Source organism: Gordonia rhizosphera NBRC 16068, assembly GCF_000298195.1.
Classification (GTDB): Bacteria; Actinomycetota; Actinomycetes; order Mycobacteriales; family Mycobacteriaceae; genus Gordonia; species Gordonia rhizosphera.
In genome coordinates this window covers 1-23,897 of record NZ_BAHC01000129.1, presented here as the reverse complement: position 1 = coordinate 23,897, position 23,897 = coordinate 1, and the positions used below count along the sequence as shown (strand labels likewise).

20 protein-coding genes are annotated in these 23,897 nt (G+C 66.5%); 15 read left to right on the top strand and 5 right to left on the bottom strand.

Annotated elements, in window-relative coordinates:
- The first annotated feature begins 32 nt into the window (after window positions 1-32).
- Together GORHZ_RS16405 and GORHZ_RS16400 are read left to right on the top strand one after the other, a co-directional pair.
- A complete protein-coding gene (locus GORHZ_RS16405) occupies window positions 33-782 on the top strand; it encodes an enoyl-CoA hydratase/isomerase family protein (RefSeq protein WP_040532301.1) in 750 nt (249 codons plus the stop codon).
- On the top strand, window positions 779-1,693 hold the full coding sequence (locus tag GORHZ_RS16400; protein ID WP_006334789.1) for a hydroxymethylglutaryl-CoA lyase: 915 nt from the start codon (window positions 779-781) through the stop codon (window positions 1,691-1,693). The genes GORHZ_RS16405 and GORHZ_RS16400 overlap by 4 nt, the downstream gene beginning before the upstream one ends.
- Window positions 1,694-1,759: 66 nt before the next feature.
- Here the strand turns inward: GORHZ_RS16400 and GORHZ_RS16395 are convergent, their stop codons facing one another.
- Window positions 1,760-2,368, bottom strand: a complete 609-nt coding sequence (locus GORHZ_RS16395) for a TetR/AcrR family transcriptional regulator (protein WP_006334788.1) — start codon at window positions 2,366-2,368, stop codon at window positions 1,760-1,762.
- Window positions 2,369-2,630: 262 nt separating this feature from the next.
- On the opposite strand from GORHZ_RS16395, the gene GORHZ_RS16390 reads away from it, so the two are divergent.
- The 7 genes from GORHZ_RS16390 to GORHZ_RS16360 all read left to right on the top strand — a co-directional run bounded on the left by GORHZ_RS16390 (window position 2,631) and on the right by GORHZ_RS16360 (window position 11,491).
- Window positions 2,631-4,172: a class I adenylate-forming enzyme family protein gene (locus GORHZ_RS16390; RefSeq protein ID WP_006334786.1), complete on the top strand. Its 1,542-nt coding sequence runs from the start codon at window positions 2,631-2,633 to the stop codon at window positions 4,170-4,172.
- Window positions 4,173-4,554: 382 nt separating this feature from the next.
- A complete protein-coding gene (locus GORHZ_RS16385) occupies window positions 4,555-6,063 on the top strand; it encodes an ABC transporter substrate-binding protein (protein WP_157205222.1) in 1,509 nt (502 codons plus the stop codon).
- 37 nt (window positions 6,064-6,100) lie between these two features.
- Entirely contained in the window at window positions 6,101-7,060 is a 960-nt protein-coding gene (locus tag GORHZ_RS16380; RefSeq protein ID WP_006334784.1) for an ABC transporter permease, read from the top strand.
- Window positions 7,057-7,989 (top strand): ABC transporter permease, encoded by a 933-nt coding sequence (locus tag GORHZ_RS16375; protein ID WP_006334772.1) that lies wholly within the window; start codon window positions 7,057-7,059, stop codon window positions 7,987-7,989. The genes GORHZ_RS16380 and GORHZ_RS16375 overlap by 4 nt, the downstream gene beginning before the upstream one ends.
- The gene (locus GORHZ_RS16370) at window positions 7,989-9,050 is read left to right on the top strand and encodes an ABC transporter ATP-binding protein (RefSeq protein WP_006334770.1); all 1,062 of its coding nucleotides are present in this window, start codon (window positions 7,989-7,991) and stop codon (window positions 9,048-9,050) included. The genes GORHZ_RS16375 and GORHZ_RS16370 overlap by 1 nt, the downstream gene beginning before the upstream one ends.
- Window positions 9,043-9,837 carry an ABC transporter ATP-binding protein gene (locus GORHZ_RS16365; protein WP_006334764.1) on the top strand — a complete coding sequence of 265 codons (795 nt, stop codon included), beginning with the start codon at window positions 9,043-9,045 and terminating at the stop codon, window positions 9,835-9,837. Before GORHZ_RS16370 ends, GORHZ_RS16365 begins: the two co-directional genes overlap by 8 nt.
- A gap of 76 nt (window positions 9,838-9,913) precedes the next feature.
- A complete protein-coding gene (locus tag GORHZ_RS16360) occupies window positions 9,914-11,491 on the top strand; it encodes a sulfatase family protein (RefSeq protein ID WP_006334763.1) in 1,578 nt (525 codons plus the stop codon).
- Window positions 11,492-11,612: 121 nt separating this feature from the next.
- Here GORHZ_RS16360 and GORHZ_RS16355 read toward each other — a convergent pair whose 3' ends face one another.
- Window positions 11,613-13,235, bottom strand: coding sequence for a long-chain fatty acid--CoA ligase (locus GORHZ_RS16355; RefSeq protein WP_006334762.1), 1,623 nt, complete (start codon window positions 13,233-13,235; stop codon window positions 11,613-11,615).
- A gap of 359 nt (window positions 13,236-13,594) precedes the next feature.
- Window positions 13,595-14,338 (bottom strand): hypothetical protein, encoded by a 744-nt coding sequence (locus GORHZ_RS16350; protein ID WP_006334761.1) that lies wholly within the window; start codon window positions 14,336-14,338, stop codon window positions 13,595-13,597.
- A gap of 138 nt (window positions 14,339-14,476) precedes the next feature.
- Between GORHZ_RS16350 and GORHZ_RS16345 the strand changes: the two genes are divergently transcribed.
- The 3 genes from GORHZ_RS16345 (at window position 14,477) to GORHZ_RS16335 (ending at window position 16,635) form a co-directional block, all read left to right on the top strand.
- Window positions 14,477-14,998: a winged helix-turn-helix transcriptional regulator gene (locus tag GORHZ_RS16345; RefSeq protein WP_040532299.1), complete on the top strand. Its 522-nt coding sequence runs from the start codon at window positions 14,477-14,479 to the stop codon at window positions 14,996-14,998.
- Between the two features lie 69 nt (window positions 14,999-15,067).
- Window positions 15,068-15,580, top strand: coding sequence for an SRPBCC family protein (locus GORHZ_RS16340; protein ID WP_006334753.1), 513 nt, complete (start codon window positions 15,068-15,070; stop codon window positions 15,578-15,580).
- Window positions 15,580-16,635 (top strand): LLM class flavin-dependent oxidoreductase, encoded by a 1,056-nt coding sequence (locus tag GORHZ_RS16335; protein ID WP_006334752.1) that lies wholly within the window; start codon window positions 15,580-15,582, stop codon window positions 16,633-16,635. Before GORHZ_RS16340 ends, GORHZ_RS16335 begins: the two co-directional genes overlap by 1 nt.
- 83 nt (window positions 16,636-16,718) lie before the next feature.
- Here the strand turns inward: GORHZ_RS16335 and GORHZ_RS16330 are convergent, their stop codons facing one another.
- Window positions 16,719-17,513, bottom strand: coding sequence for a CPBP family intramembrane glutamic endopeptidase (locus GORHZ_RS16330; protein WP_157205221.1), 795 nt, complete (start codon window positions 17,511-17,513; stop codon window positions 16,719-16,721).
- Between the two features lie 59 nt (window positions 17,514-17,572).
- Window positions 17,573-18,862: a PucR family transcriptional regulator gene (locus GORHZ_RS16325; RefSeq protein WP_040532298.1), complete on the bottom strand. Its 1,290-nt coding sequence runs from the start codon at window positions 18,860-18,862 to the stop codon at window positions 17,573-17,575.
- Window positions 18,863-19,117: 255 nt separating this feature from the next.
- Between GORHZ_RS16325 and GORHZ_RS16320 the strand changes: the two genes are divergently transcribed.
- The 3 genes from GORHZ_RS16320 to GORHZ_RS16310 form a co-directional block, all read left to right on the top strand.
- A complete protein-coding gene (locus GORHZ_RS16320; protein WP_157205220.1) occupies window positions 19,118-20,521 on the top strand; it encodes an MFS transporter in 1,404 nt (467 codons plus the stop codon).
- Window positions 20,522-20,574: 53 nt separating this feature from the next.
- Entirely contained in the window at window positions 20,575-22,485 is a 1,911-nt protein-coding gene (locus GORHZ_RS16315) for an alkyl/aryl-sulfatase (RefSeq protein ID WP_006334748.1), read from the top strand.
- Window positions 22,486-22,729: 244 nt separating this feature from the next.
- A partial coding sequence (locus tag GORHZ_RS16310; protein WP_006334747.1) for an SWIM zinc finger family protein occupies window positions 22,730-23,897 on the top strand: 1,168 nt, incomplete at its 3' end.

Here is a 23,897-nt window from a genome sequence, read left to right as displayed (position 1 = left end):
GAGTACGGCTGGGCGGCACGCGGAGGACGGCCATGACCGTTCGCCTGGAACGTCGCGACGGCGTCGTCCTGATCACCCTGGACCGCCCCGAGAAGCGCAACGCGATGACCGACGCGATGTGGGCGCAGTTCGAGGAGCACCTGAACTCGCTGGACCCGGGCGGTCGCGACCGAGTCCTGGTCGTGACCGGTGCGGGTGGCGCGTTCTGTGGCGGCTCCGACGTCGGGGGTCTGCTCGACGATCCGGAGTCGCTGCCGCAGCGCATCGAGGTGTCCAACCGGTGCGTGCTCGCCATGCACGAGTTGCCGATTCCGACCATCGCGCTGGTCGACGGCATCGCCGCCGGGTCGGGGGTGAACCTGGCGCTGGCCTGCGACCTCGTCTACGTGAGCGAGAAGGCCCGGTTCGCACAGCTGTTCATCCACCGGGGACTCTCCCTGGACAGCGGCGCCAGCTGGTTGCTGCCCCGTCTGGTCGGCGAACGGCGGGCACGCGAGTTGTGCCTGCTCGGCGAGCAGATCCCGGCGCCCGACGCCCTCGCGATGGGGATGATCAACCGCGTCGTCGCACCCGAGGACCTGCACGACGTCGGGTTCGAGATCGCCGACCGACTGGCCGGATACTCCGCCGAGGCACTGGCGGGAACCAAACAACTGCTCAACGACACCTGGACCCGGGACCTCGCCGGGGCGCTGTCGGCGGAGACGACCAATCAGCTCGCGGTCATCACCAGTGACCTTGCCCGCGAACGGATCGGTACGTTCGGACGGTCGGCGTCATGAGCGGGGTCAGGATCGTCGAGGTCTCGCCCCGCGACGGGCTGCAGAACGAGTCCGTGCGGCTGACCACCGCGCAGAAGGCCGAACTCGTGGAGCGAGCCGTCGGGTTCGGCGCACGCAACGTCGAGGTGACGAGCTTCGTCCACCCCGGCAAGGTGCCGGCCATGGCCGACGCCGAGGACCTGATGGCGAGCCTGCCGGCACGCGACGGGGTGGCCTACAGCGCGCTGATCCTCAACGAACGCGGACTTGACCGCGCCATCGCGGCCGGGGTCAGCGAGGTGAACGCGGTGATCCACTGCACCGACACGTTCAGCCGACGCAATCAGGGCACCGACATCGACGGCGGCGTGCAGATCTGGCACAACATCGCCAGGACCGCCCGCGCCGCCGGGGTCACCGCCAACCTGACGGTCGCGGTGGCGTTCGGCTGCCCGTTCGAGGGCGAGGTGCCCCTGGACAGGTTGCGCTCGATCGTGAGCCGTGTGCTCGAGGAGCCGCCGGCCGAACTGTCACTCGCCGACACCATCGGGGTGGCCGTCCCGGTCGCCGTGCGGGAGCGTGTCGCAGTCGCGGCCGAGCTGGTCACATCCGGCACCGCGCTGCGTGCCCACTTCCACGACACCCGCAACTGCGGAATCGCCAACGCACTGACCGCGGTCGAGGCCGGGGTGTCGATCCTCGACGCAAGTCTCGGTGGGATCGGCGGCTGCCCGTTCGCGCCGAACGCGACCGGCAACATCGCCACCGAGGACCTCGCCTACGCTCTCGAGCGCAGCGGGATCGACCATGGCCTCGACACCGTGGCGCTGCAGGAGGCCGGAGACTGGCTCGAGGCGCTGTTCGGGCGGCGACTGCCGGCGGGCGTGTTGCACGCCGGTGGATTCCCGACACCGTCGCCGGTATCCAACTGACATCAGCCGAGCCGGATTGACCACGCCACGTGGCCAATCCGGCTCGGCTGCGTCGCCGGATCTGTGTCAGCCCTGCGCCGGATCGTCGTACACGGCGCGATACCAGACTGTCGCGAGCGTGTCGATCGCGGCTTCGTCGTCGGGGCGCTCGACCCCCGACTCGCCACCCATCGCCAGCCAGGTCCAACAGAAGCCCTCGAGCATCGAGACGAGAGCCGATGCGAGCAGGTCGGGGTCCACGCCGGTCTGCGACCCGGACCGGTCGGCGCTCGCCAGCCCGACCAGGATGGCGCGAATACCCGCCGCGCGGTTCGCCCTCCAGCGCGCGGCGAAGGACTCGTCGGTCATCGACAGCTGGAAGACGCCGATGATCTCCGGCAGATACTTCTTGTAGTTGACCCAATACGCCCGCACCGCACCGCGGATCCCGTCGAATGGATCGCCCGTCTTAGCCTCGAGCGCGCCCTCGACCACGTCTGTGGAGAACTGGTCGAGGAGCGCCTCGAGGAGTTGCTCCTTGTTCTCGTAGTAGTTGTAGAACGATCCTGGTGATCGGCCGGCGGCCTTGGCGATGTCCGAGATCTTCGCGTTGAGAAAACCCTTCTGGGCAAAGACCTGCCGGGCGGCGTCGAGCATGGCCTCCTCGGTCCGCTGTCCCTTCGCAGTGGCTGGCACTGGGTGTCCACCTCCGATTTCCTGATGTTCCGCGGTGTCCGGGCACCACCGACCGCGAGGGCGACGTCCGCCCCCTCGGCGCAGTCCGAATCATCTCTTTCCTGACAAAGCCTTGCAAAAGTTCTAAAACTAAATCTAACATCAGAAATGGCTCGCGGTGTCCAAAGCCGACAAATCCGCCACATAACACTCACTCGGGTGCCCGCAGGTGCCCACCTCGACAGAGCGGTGACAGCTACCGCCGTTCGGATGGGAGACAATCATGGACAACGGTGTGCTGACGCACAGCCTGGGGACGGCTCGGGAATGGCCGACGGTGACCGTGGACGCAGCAGTCCGCGAGCATGCACGGCAGCGTCCCGACGAGACGGCCATCGTGGGGCCCGCGGTGACGCTGACCTGGTCGCAACTCGACCATGCGGCCGGGTGTGCCGCAGACATCATTGCGCACACCGGCGGCGCGGGATCGCGAGTCGCCTGGCTGGGGCAGAACGACGTCGGATACGCGATCACCCTGCTCGGAGCGTGGCGGCAGCGCGCCGCCCTCGTCGGCCTCAACTGGCGACTGCCCGAGGCGGACCTGGCCGGCTCCTGCGCGGATGCCGGCGTTACCCATGTGTTCACGAGCGCGGCGTTCGCCGACGTCGCGCGGGCGATTGCGGGCGACGGGGTTCACGTCGAGGTGATCGACCAGACCACCACCGATCCCTGGCCCGGACACGCGACTGCCGCGCCGCTCGAGCCGGCCGCCGACGACGTGGCAATGGTGTTCTTCACCTCCGGTTCGACCGGGGTGCCGAAGGCGGTGCCGGTCACCCGCCTGGGGTTCGAGATCGGCGTCGCCACGCCCACCCCGCACCGTTTCGACGCATCCTCGCGGTTGCTCATCGTGCCGCCGGTCTTCCACCTGGCCGGTGCCTACTGGGCGATGTACGGCCTGGTGTTTGGTGCTCGGCAGATCTACCTCGCCGAGGCGTCCCCGAAGACGATCGTGGATGCGATGGCCGATCAGCGCGTCACCCATGCCGTCTTCGTGCCCACGCTGATCAGGGCCATCGTCGATCAGCTCGTCGCGGAACCCCGGGATCTGCCGGAATTCCGCCATATGGGCTACGGCGCGTCGTCGATCACCGTGCCGTTGTTGCGGGAGGCCATCGATGTGCTCGGCTGCGAGTTCTGCCAGGTCTACGGGATGACCGAGGGCGGCGGTGTGGTGAGCTACCTGTGGCCCGAGGACCATCAGCTCGAGGGCGAACATGTCGGGCGGCTCGCGTCCGCGGGACGGGTGAGTATCGGTTGCGAGGTCGAGGTCAGGGATGTGGAAACCGGCGAGCGGCTGCCGGCCGGGCGATCGGGCGTCCTCTGGTTCCGGACGCCGTTCATGGCCGACCACTACATCGGGCGCCCGGAACAGAGTGCAAAGGTCTTCATCGACGGCTGGCTGAACACTCGCGACATCGGCCGCGTCGACGACGATGGCTACCTGTACATCGAGGGCCGGTCGGACGACATGATCATCACCGGTGGGGAGAACGTCCATCCCGGTGAGGTCGAAGGCGTCATCGCGGAGTTGCCCGACGTCGTCGAGGTCGCCGTGTACGGGACACCCGACGAGCGCTGGGGTCGTCGCGTCTCGGCGGCGATCGTCGCACGCGATCCCGGTCTGACCGAGGACGTGGTCGTCCGCCACTGCAAGGAGCGGCTCGCCGGTTACAAGGTGCCGCGGAAGGTCACCTTCCTGACCGAGATGCCGAAGACCGCGACCGGAAAGATCACCCGATCGAAGCTCGCAGACACCGTGTGAGCCGGTCCGTGTGACCCGCTAAGACTCCCACGCAAGCCCGACGGTCCCGCTGACGTGCACTGCACGTCAGCGGGACCGTCTTTTTGGCTATCCGGCGGCCCAATCCCCTGCCCTGATTCGCTGCGTTGATCCCCTGCCCTGATCCGCTGCACGCCGCCGCCGAAAACCTCACCCCACAGAGCCCCCATCGACGATGTGGCTTCCGCGCGCCGCTCAGGTGCGGACTCATGACCGGTTTGATGCGCGCTACCAGATCAGGTTGGCCAGCGGGGTTGTGCAACCGCGTTTCTGTATCTAAAATCAGATTCAGTTCTAAATGTGTTCCGGACCACAAGCGCAAATCCCCTTCCGGAACCGTCACAGGAGAGGAATGTTGTTCCCGATGAAGAGGCTGTTCTTGGCCGCCAGTGCCGGCGCGCTGCTACTGGCTTCGGTGACCGCGTGCAGCGGTCCCGGGACCTCGCGCGACGGCACGCTGACCTTCGCGGCACCGACCGCGGCCACCACCATGGACCCGGACCTGCTGCCACTGCGGCAGATGTCGATGTACGACACCCCGGTCTACGACACCCTGACCGCACTGAGTCACGACGAGACCGTGCAGCCGAGGCTGGCGACGGCCTGGACGTCCGGCAAGGATGCCGCCGGGCCGTATCTCGACCTCACCCTCCGCGCGGGTCTGAAGTTCCCGGACGGAACACCGTTCACGTCGCGCACGGTCGCCGCCAACATCGCGCGATCACAGAACCTGCCCAAGAGCACCAACCGGGCCTCGCTTGCGGGTGTTCAGACCCAGACGCTCGGCGACTACAAGGTGCGGCTGCACTCCGCCAACGGCGTCGGGGCCCTGCCCCGGCTCTTTGCCGGGCCGACGGGAATGATGATCTCGGACAAGGCAATTGCCGACAAAGAGGATCTGTCCGGGCAGGCCGCCGGCATCGGTCCGTTCACGCTGAAAAGCGTGCAACCGAGCCGCGTCGTGTACGCGAAGACCCCGGGCTACTGGGATCCCAAGGCGGCCGCGGTCGACACATTGGTGATCGAATATCTCGCCGACGACGCAAAGCTGAACGCCGTGCGCTCGGGAGCCATCGACGTCACCATCCTGCCCAACGACATGGTCAAACCGGCCGAATCGGCAGGCTACACGGTCGAGCAGAGTCTGGGCGCGGAGAACTACACGTTCTCGATCAACTCGGCGATCAAACCGTTCGACGACCCGCGAGTGCGTGAGGCGGTCAACCTCGCATTGGATCGCGCACGCATCTGCACAGGACTGCTGCACGGCAACTGCGAAGCCACCGGTCAGATCATGGGAGCAGGCACCACGGCCTTCGATCCCAACCTCGGACTGAACAAGTTCCCGTATGACCCGGAACGGGCCAAGGCGCTCGTGGCCGAGGCCGGCGCGACCGGGGCGCACGTGGACATCGCGACCGTGGCCGGCAACAAGACCTTCGAACAGCTCGCAACCATCCTGCAGCAGCAACTGGAGGCCGTCGGACTGAAGGCGAGCGTCGTCCCTCTCGCACCGCCCCAGGTGGTCAGCCGATTCACCCAGGCCAAGGACATCGCGATTGCCTTCGGCGCCACCGGCAACGCGTTCGACCCGTCCGAGTCGATCGAGCGCTACGTGCTGCCGACCGGGCTCTACAACCCTGGAAAGGCGTCGGTCCCGGGAGTGGCGCAACTTGCCGCTGCCGCGAAGATGGAGACCGATCAGACCAAGCGCACCGAGGACTACCGGGAGATCTCCGGGATGATCGACTCCAGTTCCTTCCTCATCCCGGTGCTCACCCCGAAGACCGCTTACGTGATCGCGCCCTACGTGACCGGATGGCAAATGCCCTGGGCGCCTTCATTCCCTGACTTCCGCGGCGTTTCCGGATAATGCGGCGCGAAACGATCGTCGGTGAGGAGCTGACACAATGTTGATGTTGATCTTGCGCCGTGTGGTGAGCCGGGTCGCGATCGCGATCCCGCTGCTGATCGCGGTGACCTTTGGAACCTTCCTGCTGCTGTACTCGGTCGGAGATCCGGCCGCGGCACTCGCCGGGGACACCGCAACCCCGCAGCAGGTGGCCGAATTGCGGACCCAGCTGGGATTCGACCAGCCGTTGCTCGTCCAGTACGGACATTGGCTGGGCGGCTTCGTGACCGGCGACCTCGGAACCTCCATGCAGAACAAGGGCAGTGTGTCCAGTCTCGTCGGAGAGCATCTGCCGGCGACTCTGCTGCTGTCCATCACGGCGATGGGGATCGCGGTGCTGGTGACGCTCGTGATCGGCTCCCTGGTCGGCATCCGGCCCAACGGGTGGCTCGACAAGGCCATGCAGGGCGTCACGCTGCTGGGTGTTGCCATCCCGAACTTCCTTGTCGGTCTGGGACTCATCCTGGTGTTCGCAATCTGGATCCCGATGTTTCCGGCAGGTGGCTACCAGCCGCCCTCGCAGGCCGGCCTGTTGGGAACGATGCGATTCCTGGTGCTCCCGGCCTTGGCGCTGGCCCTCTCGCTCATGTGCTTGCAGACCCGGACGTTCCGGGCCGCCCTGATCTCCGAATACGGCGCCGACTACGTGCGTGTCGCCCGGATGAAGGGTGTGCAACCCTTCCAGATCTTCTTCCGCCATGTCGCACGCAACGCCTCGGCGCCGCTCGTGACCGTCATCGGCCTCGAGGTCGGTGTGCTGATCACCGGCGCCCTGATGGTCGAAGTGGTGTTCGCGGTGCCCGGCGTGGGCACGTTGATGATCGATTCCGTACGAGGACAGGACTTCCCGGTCGTGATGGCGCTGGTCGCGCTGTTCGGCGCGGTGGTGCTGGCCGCCAATCTGGTGGCCGACCTCGTCGCCCTCTGGCTCAACCCGGCAACTAGGACAACACGATGAGTGAAGTAGCTATCGACGTGGTCGATTCCCAGGAAACCCAAGCAACCCAGGCAACCCAGACAGCCAAGACATCCGAGGCACCCGAGGCGAACGGGGGGACCGGCGTGCGCACCGTCAAACGCAAGCGCAGATCCGTACTCGAATGGTCCGCCATGGTCATCCTCGGGCTGGCCCTTGCCATTACCATCCTCGTCCCCTTCCTGCCGATTCCGGACCCCAACGCGCAGGACCTGATGAACACGCTGGGGCCCGTGTCCGCCGACCACTGGTTGGGCACGGACGAACTCGGCCGCGACCTGTTCAGCCGACTGCTCTGGGGTATCCACACCTCGATGATCGCCGCGCTGATCGCGGTGACCGTGGCCACCCTCATCGGGCTCCCGCTGGGTCTGCTGGCCGGTTATCGCGGCGGATGGCTCGATCAGGTCTTCGGCAGGTTGGCGGACGTGATCCTCATCGTGCCCGCCCTGATCCTGCTGCTCGCCACGCAGACCGCACTCGACCTGAGCATCAACGGCCAGATGGTGATCCTCGGCGTCGTCTTCGCGCCGCGGCTGCTCCGGGTCATCCGGACCCAGACGATCCCGCTGGCTCGCGCACCGTACGTGATCGCCGCCCGGATGTCGGGCGTGGGACACGTCCGCATCCTCCGGCGCTACGTCATGCCGGGTGTGCGGTCGCAGCTGGTGGTTCAGGTGAGCTACCTGCTCGGGCTGGCGTTGGTGGTCGAAGCGGGGATCAGCTTCCTCGGTATCGGCGTGCAGCCGCCCGACGCGAGCCTGGGCACGTTGCTCACCGGCGCGTCGACGCTCCTGGCCACGGTGCCGCGTGTGGTGTTGATCCCGGCAGTGGTGCTGACTCTGTTGATCCTGAGCCTGAACATCGTCGGCGATGCGCTCAACAAGAACAAGAATGAGGAGGTGCGGTGATGAGCGAGCACAACCAGAACATCGCCCACGTCGGTCGTCGGCCGGTGGTGTCGGTGACAGACCTCGGGATCGAGACCTGTGGGCACGACCCGCACGTGCAGCTCGTCGACGGTGTGTCCTTCGACGTGTTCGCCGGCGAGATGGTCGGGCTCGTCGGAGAGTCGGGATCGGGAAAGAGTCTGACCGGGTCGGCCCTGGCGGGGTTGCTCCCCGACGGCGTTCGGCAGAACGCGGGCACGATCACCATCGGAGGCCAGGTCGTCGACACGTCCGCGACCGCATGCCCCGACGGCGTGTCCGTGATCTTCCAGAACCCGATGACAAGCCTGAATCCGTCGATGCGGATCGGCGACCAGATCGCCGAGGCGGTCCGTATACGGCACCGGGGAATCTCCCGCGGAGACGCCAAGCGCCGCGCCGTGGAAATCCTCGACCGGGTCGAGATGAACCGCCCGGCCGAACGCGCGAAGCAGTACCCGTTCGAGTTCTCCGGCGGTATGCGGCAGCGGGCGATGATCGGCATCGCGATTGCCCGGGAGCCGCAGGTTCTCATCGCGGATGAGCCGACCACGGCACTCGATGTCACGGTGCAGAAGAGCGTCATGGACCTGATCGATCGGCTGCGCACCGAGATGGGTCTGGCCGCGCTGCTCATCTCCCATGACCTGGGTGTGGTGAGTGAACGCAGCGACCGGATGATGGTCATGTACGCCGGACAGCTCGTCGACACCGGACCGACCGAGGCCATGCTCGGCGACCCGCTGCATCCGTATCTCGAAGGACTGTTGCGCTGCATCCCCGAGCGAGCCATGGAACTCGGCGGGTTGCAGCCCCTGCCCGGCAGTGTGCTGGCGCTCGCCGAGGCCGGCCCCGGATGCCGGTTCGCGCCGCGCTGTGCACTGCGGATCCCCGAGTGCGAGGCGCAGCCCATCCCGTTGCGACCGATGGCAGATGGACGCCAGGTGCGATGCATTCGACGTGACGGGACATTGCCCGACGACCTGAACGCTCGGATTCCGGTTGCGGCACAAGCGAATTTCGGAGGTGGAAACGATGACTGAACCATTGTTGGACGTGACCGGCGTGACCAAGGTCTATCGCACGTCGCGGTGGCCGGCGCCGCCGCTGCGCACCGTGGCCGTCGACGACGTGTCACTGCAGGTGCAAGCGGGCGAATCCGTTGGCATCGTGGGCGAGTCGGGCTCGGGGAAGTCGACGCTCGCCGGGACGATCTGCGGGCTCGTCAAACCAGACAGCGGAACGATTCGGCTCGACGGCCAGGATCTGTATCCGCGCGGCAAGTTCGACCGCGAAGCGTGGCGCAGCCTGCAGCTGGTCTTCCAGGACCCCTACACATCGTTGAATCCGGGGATGACCCTGGAGGACACGGTGGCCGAGCCGGTCCGCAACTGGCGCGGAGCGTCGGACCGCGAGGCCCGCAAAGTGGCCCGCGAGATGCTCGATCTCGTCGGCCTGGGGGACGCGTTCGCAACGCGACGTCCGGGCAACCTGTCGGGTGGGCAGCGGCAACGCGCGTCTATCGCGCGGGCGCTCGCTGTCTCGCCGAAGATGATCGTCCTCGACGAATCCGTGTCGGCACTCGACGTGTCGGTGCAGGCGCAGATTCTCGAACTCCTGCTGGAGCTTCGCCGCGAGCGGAACCTCACCTACCTGCTGATCAGTCACGACATCGGCGTCATCCGGCTCTTCTGCGATCGCGTGGTCGTCATGCAACACGGCAAGATCGTCGAGGCGTGCACCTCGGACGAGCTGACCCTCGACGGCGTGCAGGAACCGTACACACGGCAGCTACTCTCCGCCGTTCCGGTACTGCGCGCCGCCTCCTGAACGGCACGCCGTCGCGGATATTCGCGCAGTCCTGACATCAGATACTCGAAACCACTCAACAGTCAACGGAGCAATTGTGGGCCGCAAGATTCTCTTCATCACCACCGATCAGCAGCGCTACGACGCATACGGCTGCAACGGCGGCACGGTCGCCCGGACCCCGACCACCGACGCGCTCGCGGCGAATGGCATCAGGTTCGAAAGGGCGTACTGCGCCAACACGGTCTGCACCCCGGCGCGGTCGAGCATCCTCACCGGCCAATACCCCCGCACCCACGGTGCCATCGCCAACGGGGTGCCGCTACCCGACGATGCCCCCAGCGTTGCGCAGGTGCTCTCCGACGCGGGATACACGACCTCGCTTATCGGTAAGGTCCACTTCGAGCCGATCGCCGACCCGGAGTTCAAGTACGAGCAGAACCGCCTTGTCGCCAACGGCGAGAGCGGACCCTATCGCGGATTCGACTACGTCCGGTTCGCCGGACACGGTACGTTCGGCGCGTCGCACTACGGAACCTGGTTGCGCGAGAACCACCCCGATGAGGTCGGCGGATTCCTGCGTACGTTCTCGACCGCCCCCGGCGGGGACACCGGCGCGCCGGCGGTCAGCTTCAATCCGATTCGTCGAGAGGACTACCACACCGACTGGGTCGCCGACGCGGTGATCGAGTGGCTCGACAGCCTCGACGACGACGAGGACTGGTTCTGTTGGATGAGCTTCCCGGACCCCCATCACCCATGGGATCTGCCGGCCAGCGAGCACAAGCGGGTCGACTGGCGCGGCCTGGATCTGCCGCCCGGGCATCCCGGTTCGGCCGAACGAATCCGCGAGATCCTCGCGAACCGCCCGCGCCACTGGCAGGCGTGGTACGACGGTTCGGTGCCCAATGTCGATGCGGCACCTGCGGATTTCGTGCCGGCCGACCTGACCGACGATCAGATCCGCGAGATCAATGCCGTCTGCCATGCCAAGAACGAGATCCTTGACGAGGCCTACGGTCGGGTGCTCGAGCACATCGAGGCCCGGGGTTGGGGCGACGACACCGACGTCATCGTCACGACCGATCACGGTGAGTTCCAGGGTGAACTGGGCCTGATGTTCAAGGGGCCCTACCATGTCGACGCGTTGATGCGGCTGCCGATGATCTGGCGACCGGCGCCGTCGGCCCACATCCCGCCCGCAGTGGTTCCCGAACCGGTGAGCCAGGTCGACCTCGCGCCGCTGTTCTGTCAGATCGCCGGTATCGAACCCGCCGAGTGGATGCAGGGCGCACCGCTGCCCACCGCGCCCGGGTCGGGACGCGAACGGGCCATCATCGAGTGGGACAGCCAGCTCGACACCGGATTCCGGCTGCGCACCATTGTCAAGGACGGGTGGCTCTGTACTGCATACGAGGCCAACGACTTCGAGTACGGCTTCGACCGCGCCCGACGCTACGCCGATTTCGGCATCGCACCCGAAGACGTCCCGGACCAGATCGTCTACGACGGCAGCGAGGGGGAGCTGTACAACCTCGCCGACGACCCGTACCAGTGGGAGAACCGTTGGGACGATCCGGCGGTCCGCGACATCCGGGAAGCATTGGTGGCCGACCTGTACGAGCACCTGGCCCCCGCCCGGGAGCCTCGACTGCGGCCGCAGGCCATGGGGTAAACCGGGGTAAACCAGGTTCGTCCCCCGGGTATCGCCTTGCCCTCCGCGTGCTCGCGGGGGGTATAGCGATACCCGGGACGAAAAACAAATTGGTCAGCGGCCGTGCGGCGAAGCGCCCGACTCAGAGCCGGGTGACCGAGAGGTCACCGTCCTTGTACTGCGACCGCAGCCGCTTCTTGTCGAACTTGCCGACACTGGTCTTGGGGACCGCGTTGATCACTGTCCAGTTCTCCGGCAACTGCCACTTGGCGACCTTGTCGGACAGGAACTCTCGCAGCGAGTCCGGCGTGGCGTCGGAGCCTTCCCGCAGCACCACGGCGACCAGCGGGCGCTCGTCCCACTTGGCGTCCGGCACACCGATGACGGCCGCCTCGACGACGTCCGGGTGACCCATCACCGCGTTCTCCAGGTCCACCGAGGAGATCCACTCACCACCGGACTTGATGATGTCCTTGGTGCGGTCGGTCAGGGTGAGGTAGCCGTCGGGGGTGATGGTGCCGACGTCGCCGGTGCGCAGCCAGCCGTCCTGGAACTTCTCCGGCGCGTCGACGCCGTAGTAGGAGCCGGTGATCCACGGGCCGCGGACCTCGAGTTCGCCGACGGTCTTGCCGTCGTTGGGGAGGACCTCACCCAGCTCGTCGACGATCCGGGCCTGCACCGATGCCGGGAACAGACCCTGGGTGTAGCGGTAGCGCCACCGCTCCTCGCCCTCGGTGCCGGCGGGCGGACGGGCCACCGAGCCGAGCGGTGAGGTCTCGGTCATACCCCACGCGTGCAGCACCTGCACGCCATGGTCCTCCTCGAAGGTGTGCATCAGCGACGGCGGAACGGCGGAGCCGCCGATGAGGACGTCCTTCATGAACGAGATGTCCTGTGGGTGGGCCTCCAGGTACTGGTGCAGGCCCTGCCAGATGGTGGGGACGGCGGCGGAGAAGGTGGGCTTCTCGGCGGCGATCATCGCGGCCAGCGGTTCGGGCTGCAGGAAGCGGTCGGGCATGATCAGCGACGCACCGATCATGAATGCGGCATACGGCAGACCCCAGGACATGGCGTGGAACTGCGGAACCACTGCCAGCGCGCGGTCACCCTGCTTGAGCGCGGGGCCGTCGGTCATGCAGACCTGCATGGAGTGCAGGTAGATCGAACGGTGGGAGTAGGCAACACCTTTCGGGTCGCCGGTGGTGCCGGAGGTGTAGCACATCGCGGCCGCGTTCCGCTCGTCGCCCTCTGGCCAGTCGAAGTCGATGGGCTGGTCGGCGATCAGCGCTTCGTAGGAGTGGACCGTGACACCCTCGGGGGCCTCGACGCCGGCGGTGGAATCGCCGGTGACGATCAGATGCTTGACGGTGCCCAGCTGACCCAGCAGCGGGTTCAGCAACGGCAGCAGCGTGGGGTCGACGATGATGACGTGGTCTTCGGCGTGGTTGGCCACAAAGACCAGCTGCTCGGGGAACAGTCGGATGTTGAGGGTGTGCAGCACCGCGCCCATCGACGGGATCGCGAGGTAGGCCTCCATGTGCTCGGCGTTGTTCCACATGAACGTGGCGACCCGCTCGTCACCGGTGACGCCCAGGCCGCGCAGCGCGTGCGCGAGCTGTGCGCAGCGGCGGCCGACCTCGGCGTAGCTGCGTCGTCGGGGGCCGTCGTCGGTCCACGTCACGACCTCCGCGTGAGCGTGGACGGTGCTGCCATGCCGCAGCAACTGCGCCACCGACAACGGGACGTCTTGCATCGTGCTCAACATGCGTGTTTCTCCTCGATTCCTCATTGTGTCCGTGTGCCGTGTCCAACGACGACGGACCGACCTGGCAGTACGTGGTGGTCGGGCATGGCGGCGCGGGCGCCCACCGCCTTACTCAGAGCGTGGCACGCCGTCGCCGTCTCGGGGGCGGGTTTCACGATCGGATGCGATGTGGATCGTCGTCGGCTTCGGGCAGGCGGGTCATGTGGCGTGCCTTTCACTGGGTCGGGCTCTATGGTCCACATCATGTCCAGGTTGCCGGATTTGGTATTGACAGCGAAGGACACAATTTTGACTCTGTAGGACAAGAGCGCAAGACCTGCAAGAGCGAAACGACAGGACCTCGATGACCACAACCGGCACTACCTGGCGGCGGTGATCCCGAGACTGGGGGCGAACAGGCAGGTCGCGTTCGACCTCTGCACGGTCCCGTAGATCGCGGAGAGAACCGTTCCCGGACCGGTGTCGACGAGTCCGCCGCGCACGCCGGCCTGCGGGATCCGGTTGAGCGCGGGCTTGAGCATGCTGTCGATGATCCCGTTGATGACGTCGCGCGGGATTCTCGCCTCGGCCGCGCGCTTCTTCACCGCGTCGAGGATCGTGTCGGTGAACCCGCCCATCGGCTCGCCGATGTCGCCCTGCAGGGTGTCGAGGTTCAACCAGGCCACGCGCATCCCCGACTTGTTCGTGGACTCGTCGATGATCCCGGTCGGGACGAATCCGTAGAGGACCTCGCCCTTGCGGACGGCGTTCAGGTCAACCCTCGGCCCGACGTGGGGCGGGAATTGGATCGTCAGGTCGCCGATGCCCGGTGTGTACGGACCATGCACCGCGCCGCCGACGGCGAGCGGGAAGGTGAGGTCGGTGCACGCACCGATCGTCGACGTGAACGGGGTGATGCCGAGTTGCCTGAGGAGCAACTTGGCCGCATCGACGCTGTCGATCACGGAGCCGGTCGGGATCGGATGCGCCCCGATCCAGTTCAGAGCACCGGTTGGGGTGAGTGCGTAGTTTGACGACGGGGTAGCGGGCGTGGTGCCGGGGTGGGTGGCCGTCGCAAGACCGGATGCCGCTGCGGAGACGAGGTTGCGGATCCACCCGAGCATGTCAGTTCCTCCAAGCCGGTGACCAATCTGCCTCACCGTAATCCGCGCAAGATCGCGATGTGGAGGGTTCGGACTTCGGGGAGAGTGCACTGTCCCTATGAGCTGCTCAGTCCAGAGATGAGACGCTAACCTGGTGCTATGCGACGGACCTCATTCGAGAACTGGCCGTGCTCGGTGGCACGGACGATGGACGTCGTCGGCGACTCCTGGACCGTGCTGGTGCTGCGCGAGATCTTCTACGGTATCCGGCGGTTCGACGACATCCAGCGCGAACTCGGGATAGCACGCAACACCCTCGTCGACCGGCTGAAGAAACTGGTCGACGCGGGAGTCCTCGAACGACACGAATACCAGTCCGAGCCGCGACGCCACGAATACGTGCTGACGCCCAAGGGTGCGGACCTGTGGGGTGTGCTCCTGGCCATCACCCAGTGGGGCGACCGCTGGATGGCCGACGAATCGGGCCCGCCGATCACGTTGCACCACACCGCATGTGGACACGACACGAGCGTGGCGGTCGTGTGCGAGCACTGCGGTGAGCCCATCCCGATCGAGGAATCCCGCATGAGTATGGGACCCGGCTACCCCGAGCACCTCCGCGACCGCCCGGACATCGTCGAACGATTCCGTCGTGTCGACGCGGCCCACGCTCCAGAATGAAGCGTTGACCAGCTAGGTCTAATTATGAGACTATCTAGCTCACGGTGATGTGAGGAAGGTGGTCTTGCCATGGAATGGACCGGAGTGCGGTACGCCGACGGGCCGACGGTTGAGGTCGACACATGGGTCGATGCGCCGCCGGAGGTCGTGTGGGGCGTCGTCAGTGATGTGACCGTGATGCCCGAGATGAGCGATGAACTCGCCACGGCGTCGTGGACCGACCCGACGACACCACCCGGGGTCGGCAGCACCTTCGTCGGCACCAGCAAGCACGACGCTCTCGGTGAGTGGTCGACGACATCGCACGTCGTGGAGTGGGACCCGCCGCGACGTTTTGCCTGGGCGGTGGAGGATGCAGATACCCCGTCGTCGCTGTGGCGGTTCACCCTCGACGCGAAGGACGGGGGAACACTGCTGCGTCAGTGGATGCGGATCGGGCCGGGGCGTTCAGGTCTGTCGTTCGCGATCGACGCGATGCCCGACAAGGAGCAGAAGATCGTGTTCGTGCGGATGCGTGAGTTCGAGAAAGCGATGTCGCGCACCGTCGCCGATATCAAGCGCCGCGTCGAGGCGGTCGGCTGATGCGCAGCGCGACCACCGTCGAGATATCGCAGTCACGCTCCCAGACAATCGATTTCGTACTCGAGGCCGAACGCCTCGGGCTCGATGTGTGCTGGGTGGCCGAGGCCTGGGGGTCGGATGCGCCATCCGTGTTGGGCTATCTCGCCGCCCGCACCGACGGTCTCACGCTCGGCTCGGGCGTGATCCAGATCGGGACCCGCACGCCCGTGGCCATCGCGCAGGCCGCGCTCACGCTCGCGGATCTGAGCGACGGACGCTTCCTCCTGGGTCTGGGAGCATCGGGGCCACAGGTGATCTCCGGTCTGCACGGTGTCCCGTTCGACCGTCCGCTGCGGCGGATGCGGGAGACAGTCGGCGTGATCCGGCAGGTGTTCGCCGGCGACAAGGTGAGTTATCAGGGTCAGACCGTGACGATCCCGGCCGACGACTCGACCCGCCCGATGCGTCTGTCGATGGCGCCTAATCCGGATATTCCGATCTACCTGGCATCCCTGTCGCCGAAGATGCTCGAGTTGACCGGTGCGATCGCCGATGGTTGGCTCGGCACCAGTTTCGTGCCGGAAGGGGCTGGCGCCTACTTCGACCATCTCGATGCGGGACTCGCATCGGCCGGGCGGGTCCGGGCAGATCTGGACGTCTGCCAGGGTGCGGAGATCGCCGTGTTCGACGACGAGGACGACATGGTGCGCCACATCGCCGGCCGCAAGGGCGAACTCGCGTTCAGCCTCGGCGGTATGGGCTCGGCCTCGACGAACTTCTACAACGCCGCCTATGCGCGGCAGGGCTGGGCGGATGTCGCAGCCGAGGTCCGTGCCCGCTGGCAGGAGGGCGACCGGATCGGTGCCGCCGCGCTCATCACCGATGACATGGTGCTGGCCACCACGCTCATCGGGACCCGGGAGATGGTGCGTCGTCGACTGCAGGTCTGGCAGGACGCCGGCGTCGACACCGTTCGGATGTATCCGGCGGGCGAGACCGTCGGGGCTCGACTCGACAACCTCGCCATCGGTCTCGAGATGATCGCCGAGGTCGGTGCGAACGTGTCGACCCAGTAGGTACGGACGCGTGCTCGACAACGTCGCGCTTCGGTGCGCCGGCGTTGATTGATGGCGGTGGTCTGCGGGCTGGGGTGGCCGGTCTAGGAGGCCACCGGTTGGCTCCCCGAGGGCTGCCGTTTGGGAAACACCTTGCGGATGGTGGCGATCGCGATGATCGCGAGAACGATGTCGGCAAGGATGAACAGCGCGGCGCCGAGACTGATGGCGTCTCCGAGGCTGCAGGAGATCAGCCCGAAATCCCACAGTCCGTGCACAGCCATCGCGACGATCAGCGACCCGGACACCCGCCGGGTCAGGTAGAAGAAGTAGCCGGCGACGGCGGTGGTGAGCACCTGGGGGATGGCGCCGAACCCCTCGGTGAACAGGTTGGTGGCATGGGCCAGGCCGAAGATCACCGACGTCCACAGCGCCACCATGCCGTCGCTGTAGCCCGCCTCTCGGAACGTGACGACGCCGATCCCGCGGAACAGGCCTTCTTCGCTGACCCCGACCGCCAGTGCCCCGATCAGCAGGAGGATGGTGAAGGTCGCGCCCCGGTCTGCCAGTCGCGAATAGGCGGTGCCGGCGGCGACCGCGACGAGCAGCACGATCGGGAACAACCACACCCAGCGGGGCAGTCGGTTCTCTTCGACGAACACCGGACGCCACCATCGCAAAACCCCGACGACGACCAGCACGATGAGGATGCCGACGCCGGTGGTGACCCACAGCCCGCGGGTGACCTCGGAGATGGTCTCGAAATTGGCGTACTCGGTGTCACTCGGTTTGGTCAGTTGGGGAATCGTCTGGATGGCGACGAGGTAGCCGACGACGAGGAGTAGGTATCCCCAGATCGGAAGTCGTCGACGCGTCGTCTGCTCCGGCGCTGCACTCATCGGCATGTCCCCGTTCGTCATCGAGAGGCGTAACTGGTGATGCTTCCTGATTGTCCGGATCACTCTGCCACAGGAGCGCCACGGCCACCCGCCGGTCGTCGCGGGGAGTCAGGCGATGCCTCCGGCGTGCTGTTGGCGACGATCAATGCCGCCCCGAAGGCCATCACCCCTTCGAATCCGGCCGGGTCGATCCCGCAGAGTGACGCCACCTTGTGTAGCCGATTGTTGACGGTGTTCGGGTGCACTCCCAGCGTTCTCGCGGTGCGGGCGCGGTCCATGTCGCAGCGGAGGTAGTCCTGGAGGAACGTGATCAGATCGGGGAACGGCTCGAGGGGCTCCAGGACGCTGCGCAGGTGCTCGCTGGCCGGGCCGGGTCGCGTCAGCTGATACGCGAGTGCGACGTCGGCGAGCCGATAGATGGTGCGCTCACTGCGGTGCGCCGACGACAGCCTCAGCACCTCGGACGCCAGCGTCCCCGCGGACGGCACGTCCGCGATCGGAACCGCCTCGACGAGTCCTGCCCGGATCGGGACATCCACCGATGACCGAATGCGCTCGACCAGCGCACCGGCCACGACGTCGGCCGACGATCTGCTGTTCGGGTCCACCGGCATGAGGAGGTGGCCGCCCGCAGGACCCAGCGTGGTCAGGGTCGGATTGGTGCGGTGGAACTCGGGTAGGGAGAGAATCCTGCGCATCTTCCGTCGACCGGCCACCAGCCGGCCGGTCGCGTCCTCGACCTGTTCCTCCGGAGTCGAGGCGATCGCCAGCGCGAGAACGTGGTACTCGGCGGCCAGCTCGATCCGGAAGCGGTCGGCATAGGGACGGGCTTCCTGCCCGTCGAGGATCATGCGCGCCACCAGATGCCCGGCACTGCTCTTCTCGCTGTCGAGGATGACCTTCTCCTGCTCGTAGGCATCCACCAGGGTCGCCGAGTAGGCGCCGAACAGGGATATCAGCGCGGCACCCAGGTAGGCGATCTCGGCGGTCTCCTCCGGTCTGGCGATGGATGCCGCTTCACTCCAGAAGCCTTCGAATCCGCGTTGCCAATTGCGAATCACCACCGACAGGGGTACACCCTCGTCGGCTCGCTGCACGGCGATCGCCCGCGCCGGGCGCAGCTCGTCGTCGCTGGGTGTGGCATTGTCGCGCAGCGCCCGGAAGATCGCCGACAGGTTCCTGCGGGCCACCCAGGGCACCTCGGTGAGCCTTATCTCCGGCGGCAGTGTGCGGAGCACCTCGGAGGTGTCCCACGACGAATGCTTGATGATCTCGGCGGCGCGACCCTGCAGCCGATTGAGCAGGTCACCAGTCCCCGCCGGAGGTGGGGTGGGCGTCAGAACGGTCATGCCTACCTCCATGTGTTGTGCGATCGCACATTCTACTCGCGCTGCACCTGTGGCGATGCGCTATTGCGATGGTTAATGGCCCACCTTAGCGTTAAGTATCAGCAGCAAATGTGATGTGAACCACGTTGATGTCGCTCTACGGCCTGCGCCACCGATCGGCACCGATACCGCGTGGTGCCTGCACGTACCAGCTGCCCCACGTCCCCCGGCGCCAACCCCCTCCGGCGCAACCACGAGAAGATGCAAGGAATCACGATGGACCAATCGACCACCCGTCAACGCAGTGCGGCGTCGACGCTTCCTCCACCGCCGGCGCAACCGGAACGGGATCCCGATACCGATCGCCGTACCGGTCGAAGGCCGATGACGATCGGCGGCATCCGCGCATGGGTCATCACCGTCATGCTGATGGTGCTGATGATGATCAATTTCGCCGACAAGGCGGTCTTGGGCTTGGCCGCGACCAGTATTCGCGCCGAGTTCGGGCTCACCGCCCAGCAGTACGGCACCATCTCGAGTGCGTTCTTCCTGCTGTTCAGCATTTCGGCCCTGGTCGTCGGACATCTCGCCGACCGCTTCAGCACCCGCAAGGTGCTGATCGTGCTGGCGCTGATCTGGTCGGCCGCGATGCTGCCGGTGATCGGCCCGGCGGGATTCACGGTCATCCTGCTGTCTCGCGTCGTTCTCGGTGCCGCGGAAGGTCCCGCGTTCGGTGTCGCGCAGCATGCCGTGCAGAAATGGTTCAAGGACGCCGATCGCAGTATGCCGACGGCGTGGTTGACCCTTGCTTCGCCGCTGGGCGTCATCGTCGGTGCACCTGTGCTTGCCTGGCTCATTGCCACGCACGGGTGGCGGTCGGCCTTCGTCGCCGTCGCGGTGGTCGGCGTGGTGTGGAGTGCGCTGTGGCTGGTCATCGGACGTGACGGGCCGATCGATGCGCCCGCCACTGCCGATGCCACTTCCGCTGCTACCGAGTCCGTCCGTCCCCTCGATCGCGTCCACGTGCCCCTGCGGAAGATCTTGGGCTCGCGGACCTGGATCGGGTGCGCGTTGAGCGCGTTCGCCGGGTACTGGGCCATAGCACTGCTGATCGCCTGGGTGCCGGCATTCCTCACCGACGACCTCGGCTACAGCAAGGCAACCGCCGGAACCCTGACCGCGCTGCCCTGGATCGTTGGTGTGATCGCTTTGCTTGCACAGGGATTCGGGAGCCAGCGCCTGATGAAGGGCGGCGTGTCGAGCCGGTGGGCGCGAGGCGTACTGCCCGGTTCCATCGCCGTCGTGGCGGGTGTCTGCATCCTCCTGTCCGCGGTGGTCCATGGGCACGCCATGATCCTCGGACTGCTCGCCCTCGGTCTGGGCATGTGCGGTGTGGCGTTCGCGGCGGGCGCGGTGGCGTGCGGAGAAATCGCACCCGTCCGCCAGCGCGGCGTCGTGCTCGGAGCGTTCGTGGGGTTCTACTCCCTGGCCGGTGTGATCGCCCCGTTCGTCGCCGGCGTCCTCGTCGACCGGGCGGGCAGCGATCCCAGCTCCGGATACACCGTGGTCTTCGCCCTGACCGGCGTCTTCGTGATCGTCGGCGGTCTGCTGGCCGTGACCCTGATCAGCCCTGAGCGCGACACTGCACGACTGACCGCGACCGGCCGCCCGGCGGCCTGACCGCACCCTCCTCATCCAACGTCCACCACCCCTGATTCATGAACGGAAAAACCTTGTCCACCAACGCAAAACCTGCCACCACCAAACCTGCCACCGCCCACACCGCCGCCGCCAACCAGTCCGTGCTCTCGGCCCTGCCCTTCGAGGATCGTCGTGCCTTCGACGACGCCCATCGCGGCTTCATCGCCACCCTCGATCCGATGGTGATCACCGACGACACCGGCCGCGTCGTGTGGGATCTGGAACGATTCGCCTTCCTGCAGGACGACGCTCCGGACACGGTCAACCCCAGCCTCTGGCGGATGTCTCAGCTGCACTCCGCCCACGGTCTTTTCAAGGTCGCCGATCACATCTTCCAGGTCCGCGGTTTCGACATCTCGAACATGACGATCATCGAAGGTGACACCGGCTATGTCATCGTCGATCCGCTCACCTCCGTCGAATGCGCCCGCGCAGCCATGGAGCTGACGTACGAACACCTGGGGGACAAGCCGATTCGCGCGGTCATCTACACCCACAGCCACGCCGACCATTTCGGCGGCGTGAAGGGCATCATCTCCGACGACGACGTGACCAGCGGCGCCGTCCGGATCGTGGCGCCGCTCGGATTCCTGGAGCACGCCGTCAGCGAAAACGTGTACGCCGGCAACGCCATGATGCGGCGGGCGCAGTACATGTACGGACAGAACGTGCCGGTCAACGGCGCCGGTGTGGTGTCCACCGGCCTCGGTATCGCGCTGTCGGGCGGGCAGATGAGCCTTCTGCAGCCCACCGAGATCATCTCGGAGAGCGGCCAGGAACTGGTCCTCGACGGCGTGCGGTTCGAGTTCCAGTACACCCCGGACTCCGAGGCGCCCGCCGAGATGCACTTCTACCTTCCCGACATGCGGGCATTGTGCATGGCCGAGAACGTGTCTCACCACATGCACAACCTCTACACCCTGCGCGGCGCGCAGGTCCGCGACTCCCTGGGATGGAGCCGCTACCTCGACGAGGCGCTGCAGCGGTACGGCGCCATCTCCGACGTGATGTTCATCTGCCACCAGTGGCCGGTGTGGGGCTCCGACGCGATCTCCGATCTGCTCGCCGAGCACCGTGACCTCTATCGCTACATCCACGACGAGACACTGCGGCTGGCGGCACACGGTCACACGATGGTCGAGATCGCCGAGATGATCGAACTCCCCGAAGGTCTCGACACCTCCTGGACGGCCCGCGGCTACTACGGGTCACTCAACCACAACGTCAAGGGCGTCTACCAGCGCTACCTGGGCTGGTTCGACGGCAACCCGGCCACCCTGCACCCGCATACCCCGGTCGAGTCCGGCCGACGCTACCTCGAGTTCATGGGTGGTGCGGAGGAAGTGCTTCGCAAGGCGCGCAAGTCTTTCGACGACGGGGACTACCGGTGGGTGGCGCAGGTGGTCAACCACGTGGTGTTCGCCGACCCGGACAACGCCGAGGCCCGCGAACTGCAGGCCGATGCGCTGGAGCAACTCGGCTACCAAAGCGAGTCGGCCCCGTGGCGCAACTTCTACCTGACCGGTGCACAGGACCTGCGGGAAGGCGTGCACAGCGATGAGGCGGCGTTGAACGGCAGCGAGGTCGTCGGCGCGATGACCGTCGACATGCTGCTCGACTACATGGCCATCCGTGTCAATGGCCCGAAGGCCAGCGGACGCAATTTCGTTCTGCTGCTGGGTATCTCCGACACCGGTGAATACCGCCGCGCCGAGCTGACCCATGGCGTGCTCAACTGCACACCCGCGGATTCGACGACCGACGCCGACGCCACGGTGCGACTGCCCAAGGCAGCGCTGACCGGCTTGGCCCTCGGTGCCGTGCAGCTCGCCGACGCGGTGTCCGCGGGCATGGTCGAGTTGTCCGGCGACGAGGAACTGGCCTACGACCTGTTCGCTCTCCTCGACACGTTCAGCAAGTCCTTCAACGTCGTCACCCCCTGACCGCACTCTCCCGCTGATCTTTCCCGCGGACCGAGTAGGCGACCTTCTCCCCGCTGATCGAGTAGGCGACCTTCCCCGCTGATCGAGTAGGCGACGAACGAAGTGAGGAGCCGTATCGAGATCACCTGAGTCTGAGGAACACCACCGATGCCGCCGCCGATGAACTATCGGCGGCGGCATTGGCGATGTGGCGCAACGATGCGTTGCCGAAAGTTGTCGGTGGGCGAACGTACTGTCTGGACCCGTGAGCATTGCTTCCCTCGAAGTCTCCAGCCCCGAGTTGAGTCGGGCGTTCGGGCGCACCACGGTTGGGCGCGGGCGGGACTACGCCCGCCATGGCAGGGTCCTCGACCATGCCTGGTCCAGCGACGCGTCCGTCCTCACCGGAACCTGCCGGGGCAGCGGCAACCATCATTACCGACAACAGGTCCGATTCCGCGGCTCGCCCGCACTCTCGCACATCGAACGCACCGTGTGCACCTGTCCGATGCAGACATTCTGCAAGCACGTGGCGGCATTGCTGATCACGGCGGCAGGGCAGAATGGTGCGGCCCGCCCGTCGGCCGAACCGCAATCCCTCCCAGGGCTCTCACTGGTGCAGTCGATCGTGTCGCCCACGCAAGCGCCCGCCCCGGCACCGCCGTCGTGGCGAGCGGCCGTCGCGTCGATCCTCGACGGTCCCGCCGAAGAGGCGACCGCACCATCAGTCAAACCCCTGGCACTCGCCGTCGGGCTGTCGGCACCCACCCGGTTCTCGCCGCGGGGTTCGCTGACGCTGCGGCCGATGATCATGGGTGCGCGAGAGAACTGGATCAAGACGGGGGCGTCCTGGCGGGACATCGCCGCGGGTCGCCGTAGGTCGGCCGACCCGTCGCAGCACGCCGCGCTGCGCGCCATCCAACGTCTGCTGGTGGGCAACACCTATGCAATGACGGCCGACACCATCTCGCTGGCCGCACCACCACGGGCAGTCTGGCGGTTGCTGTCGGATGCCGTCGCCGACGGCGTAACGCTGATCGCCGACCCTGTGTCATTACGTTCGACGACGATCCGGTTCGGACCGGCGTCGCTGCACTACGCGATCACCGAGCACCCCGACGGTGCGCGCATCGCCAACGAACTCATAGTGGACGGCAACCCGCTCGACCCGCGGTCGGTCGACATCATCGGAAGTCCGGAGGCGCACGGCTTGTGGGCCGTCGACGACGGCGTGCTCACGCTCGCTCCTCTGGATCGACAGATTCAGCGCGACGAAATGCAGACACTGCGCAGCGGCGGCGACATCATCATCCCTACCGCAGATCTGCCCGAGTTCTCTCTCGAGGCCCTGCCGCGGCTCACCCAGCGGCGCACCGTCCGGGTCGACGACGGGCTGCTCGCCCCACCCACCATCGAAGGTCCCGAGGCGGTCC

Excerpts from the sequence above, each read along its gene's own strand:
- GORHZ_RS16405 (WP_040532301.1), top strand. The coding sequence starts at position 33 with ATGACCGTTCGCCTGGAACGTCGCGACGGCGTCGTCCTGATCACCCTG.
- GORHZ_RS16400 (WP_006334789.1), top strand. The coding sequence starts at position 779 with ATGAGCGGGGTCAGGATCGTCGAGGTCTCGCCCCGCGACGGGCTGCAG.
- GORHZ_RS16390 (WP_006334786.1), top strand. The coding sequence starts at position 2,631 with ATGGACAACGGTGTGCTGACGCACAGCCTGGGGACGGCTCGGGAATGG.
- GORHZ_RS16385 (WP_157205222.1), top strand. The coding sequence starts at position 4,555 with ATGAAGAGGCTGTTCTTGGCCGCCAGTGCCGGCGCGCTGCTACTGGCT.
- GORHZ_RS16380 (WP_006334784.1), top strand. The coding sequence starts at position 6,101 with ATGTTGATGTTGATCTTGCGCCGTGTGGTGAGCCGGGTCGCGATCGCG.
- GORHZ_RS16375 (WP_006334772.1), top strand. The coding sequence starts at position 7,057 with ATGAGTGAAGTAGCTATCGACGTGGTCGATTCCCAGGAAACCCAAGCA.
- GORHZ_RS16370 (WP_006334770.1), top strand. The coding sequence starts at position 7,989 with ATGAGCGAGCACAACCAGAACATCGCCCACGTCGGTCGTCGGCCGGTG.
- GORHZ_RS16365 (WP_006334764.1), top strand. The coding sequence starts at position 9,043 with ATGACTGAACCATTGTTGGACGTGACCGGCGTGACCAAGGTCTATCGC.
- GORHZ_RS16355 (WP_006334762.1), bottom strand. The coding sequence starts at position 13,235 with ATGTTGAGCACGATGCAAGACGTCCCGTTGTCGGTGGCGCAGTTGCTG.
- GORHZ_RS16350 (WP_006334761.1), bottom strand. The coding sequence starts at position 14,338 with ATGCTCGGGTGGATCCGCAACCTCGTCTCCGCAGCGGCATCCGGTCTT.
- GORHZ_RS16345 (WP_040532299.1), top strand. The coding sequence starts at position 14,477 with ATGCGACGGACCTCATTCGAGAACTGGCCGTGCTCGGTGGCACGGACG.
- GORHZ_RS16340 (WP_006334753.1), top strand. The coding sequence starts at position 15,068 with ATGGAATGGACCGGAGTGCGGTACGCCGACGGGCCGACGGTTGAGGTC.
- GORHZ_RS16335 (WP_006334752.1), top strand. The coding sequence starts at position 15,580 with ATGCGCAGCGCGACCACCGTCGAGATATCGCAGTCACGCTCCCAGACA.
- GORHZ_RS16330 (WP_157205221.1), bottom strand. The coding sequence starts at position 17,513 with ATGAGTGCAGCGCCGGAGCAGACGACGCGTCGACGACTTCCGATCTGG.
- GORHZ_RS16325 (WP_040532298.1), bottom strand. The coding sequence starts at position 18,862 with ATGACCGTTCTGACGCCCACCCCACCTCCGGCGGGGACTGGTGACCTG.
- GORHZ_RS16320 (WP_157205220.1), top strand. The coding sequence starts at position 19,118 with ATGGACCAATCGACCACCCGTCAACGCAGTGCGGCGTCGACGCTTCCT.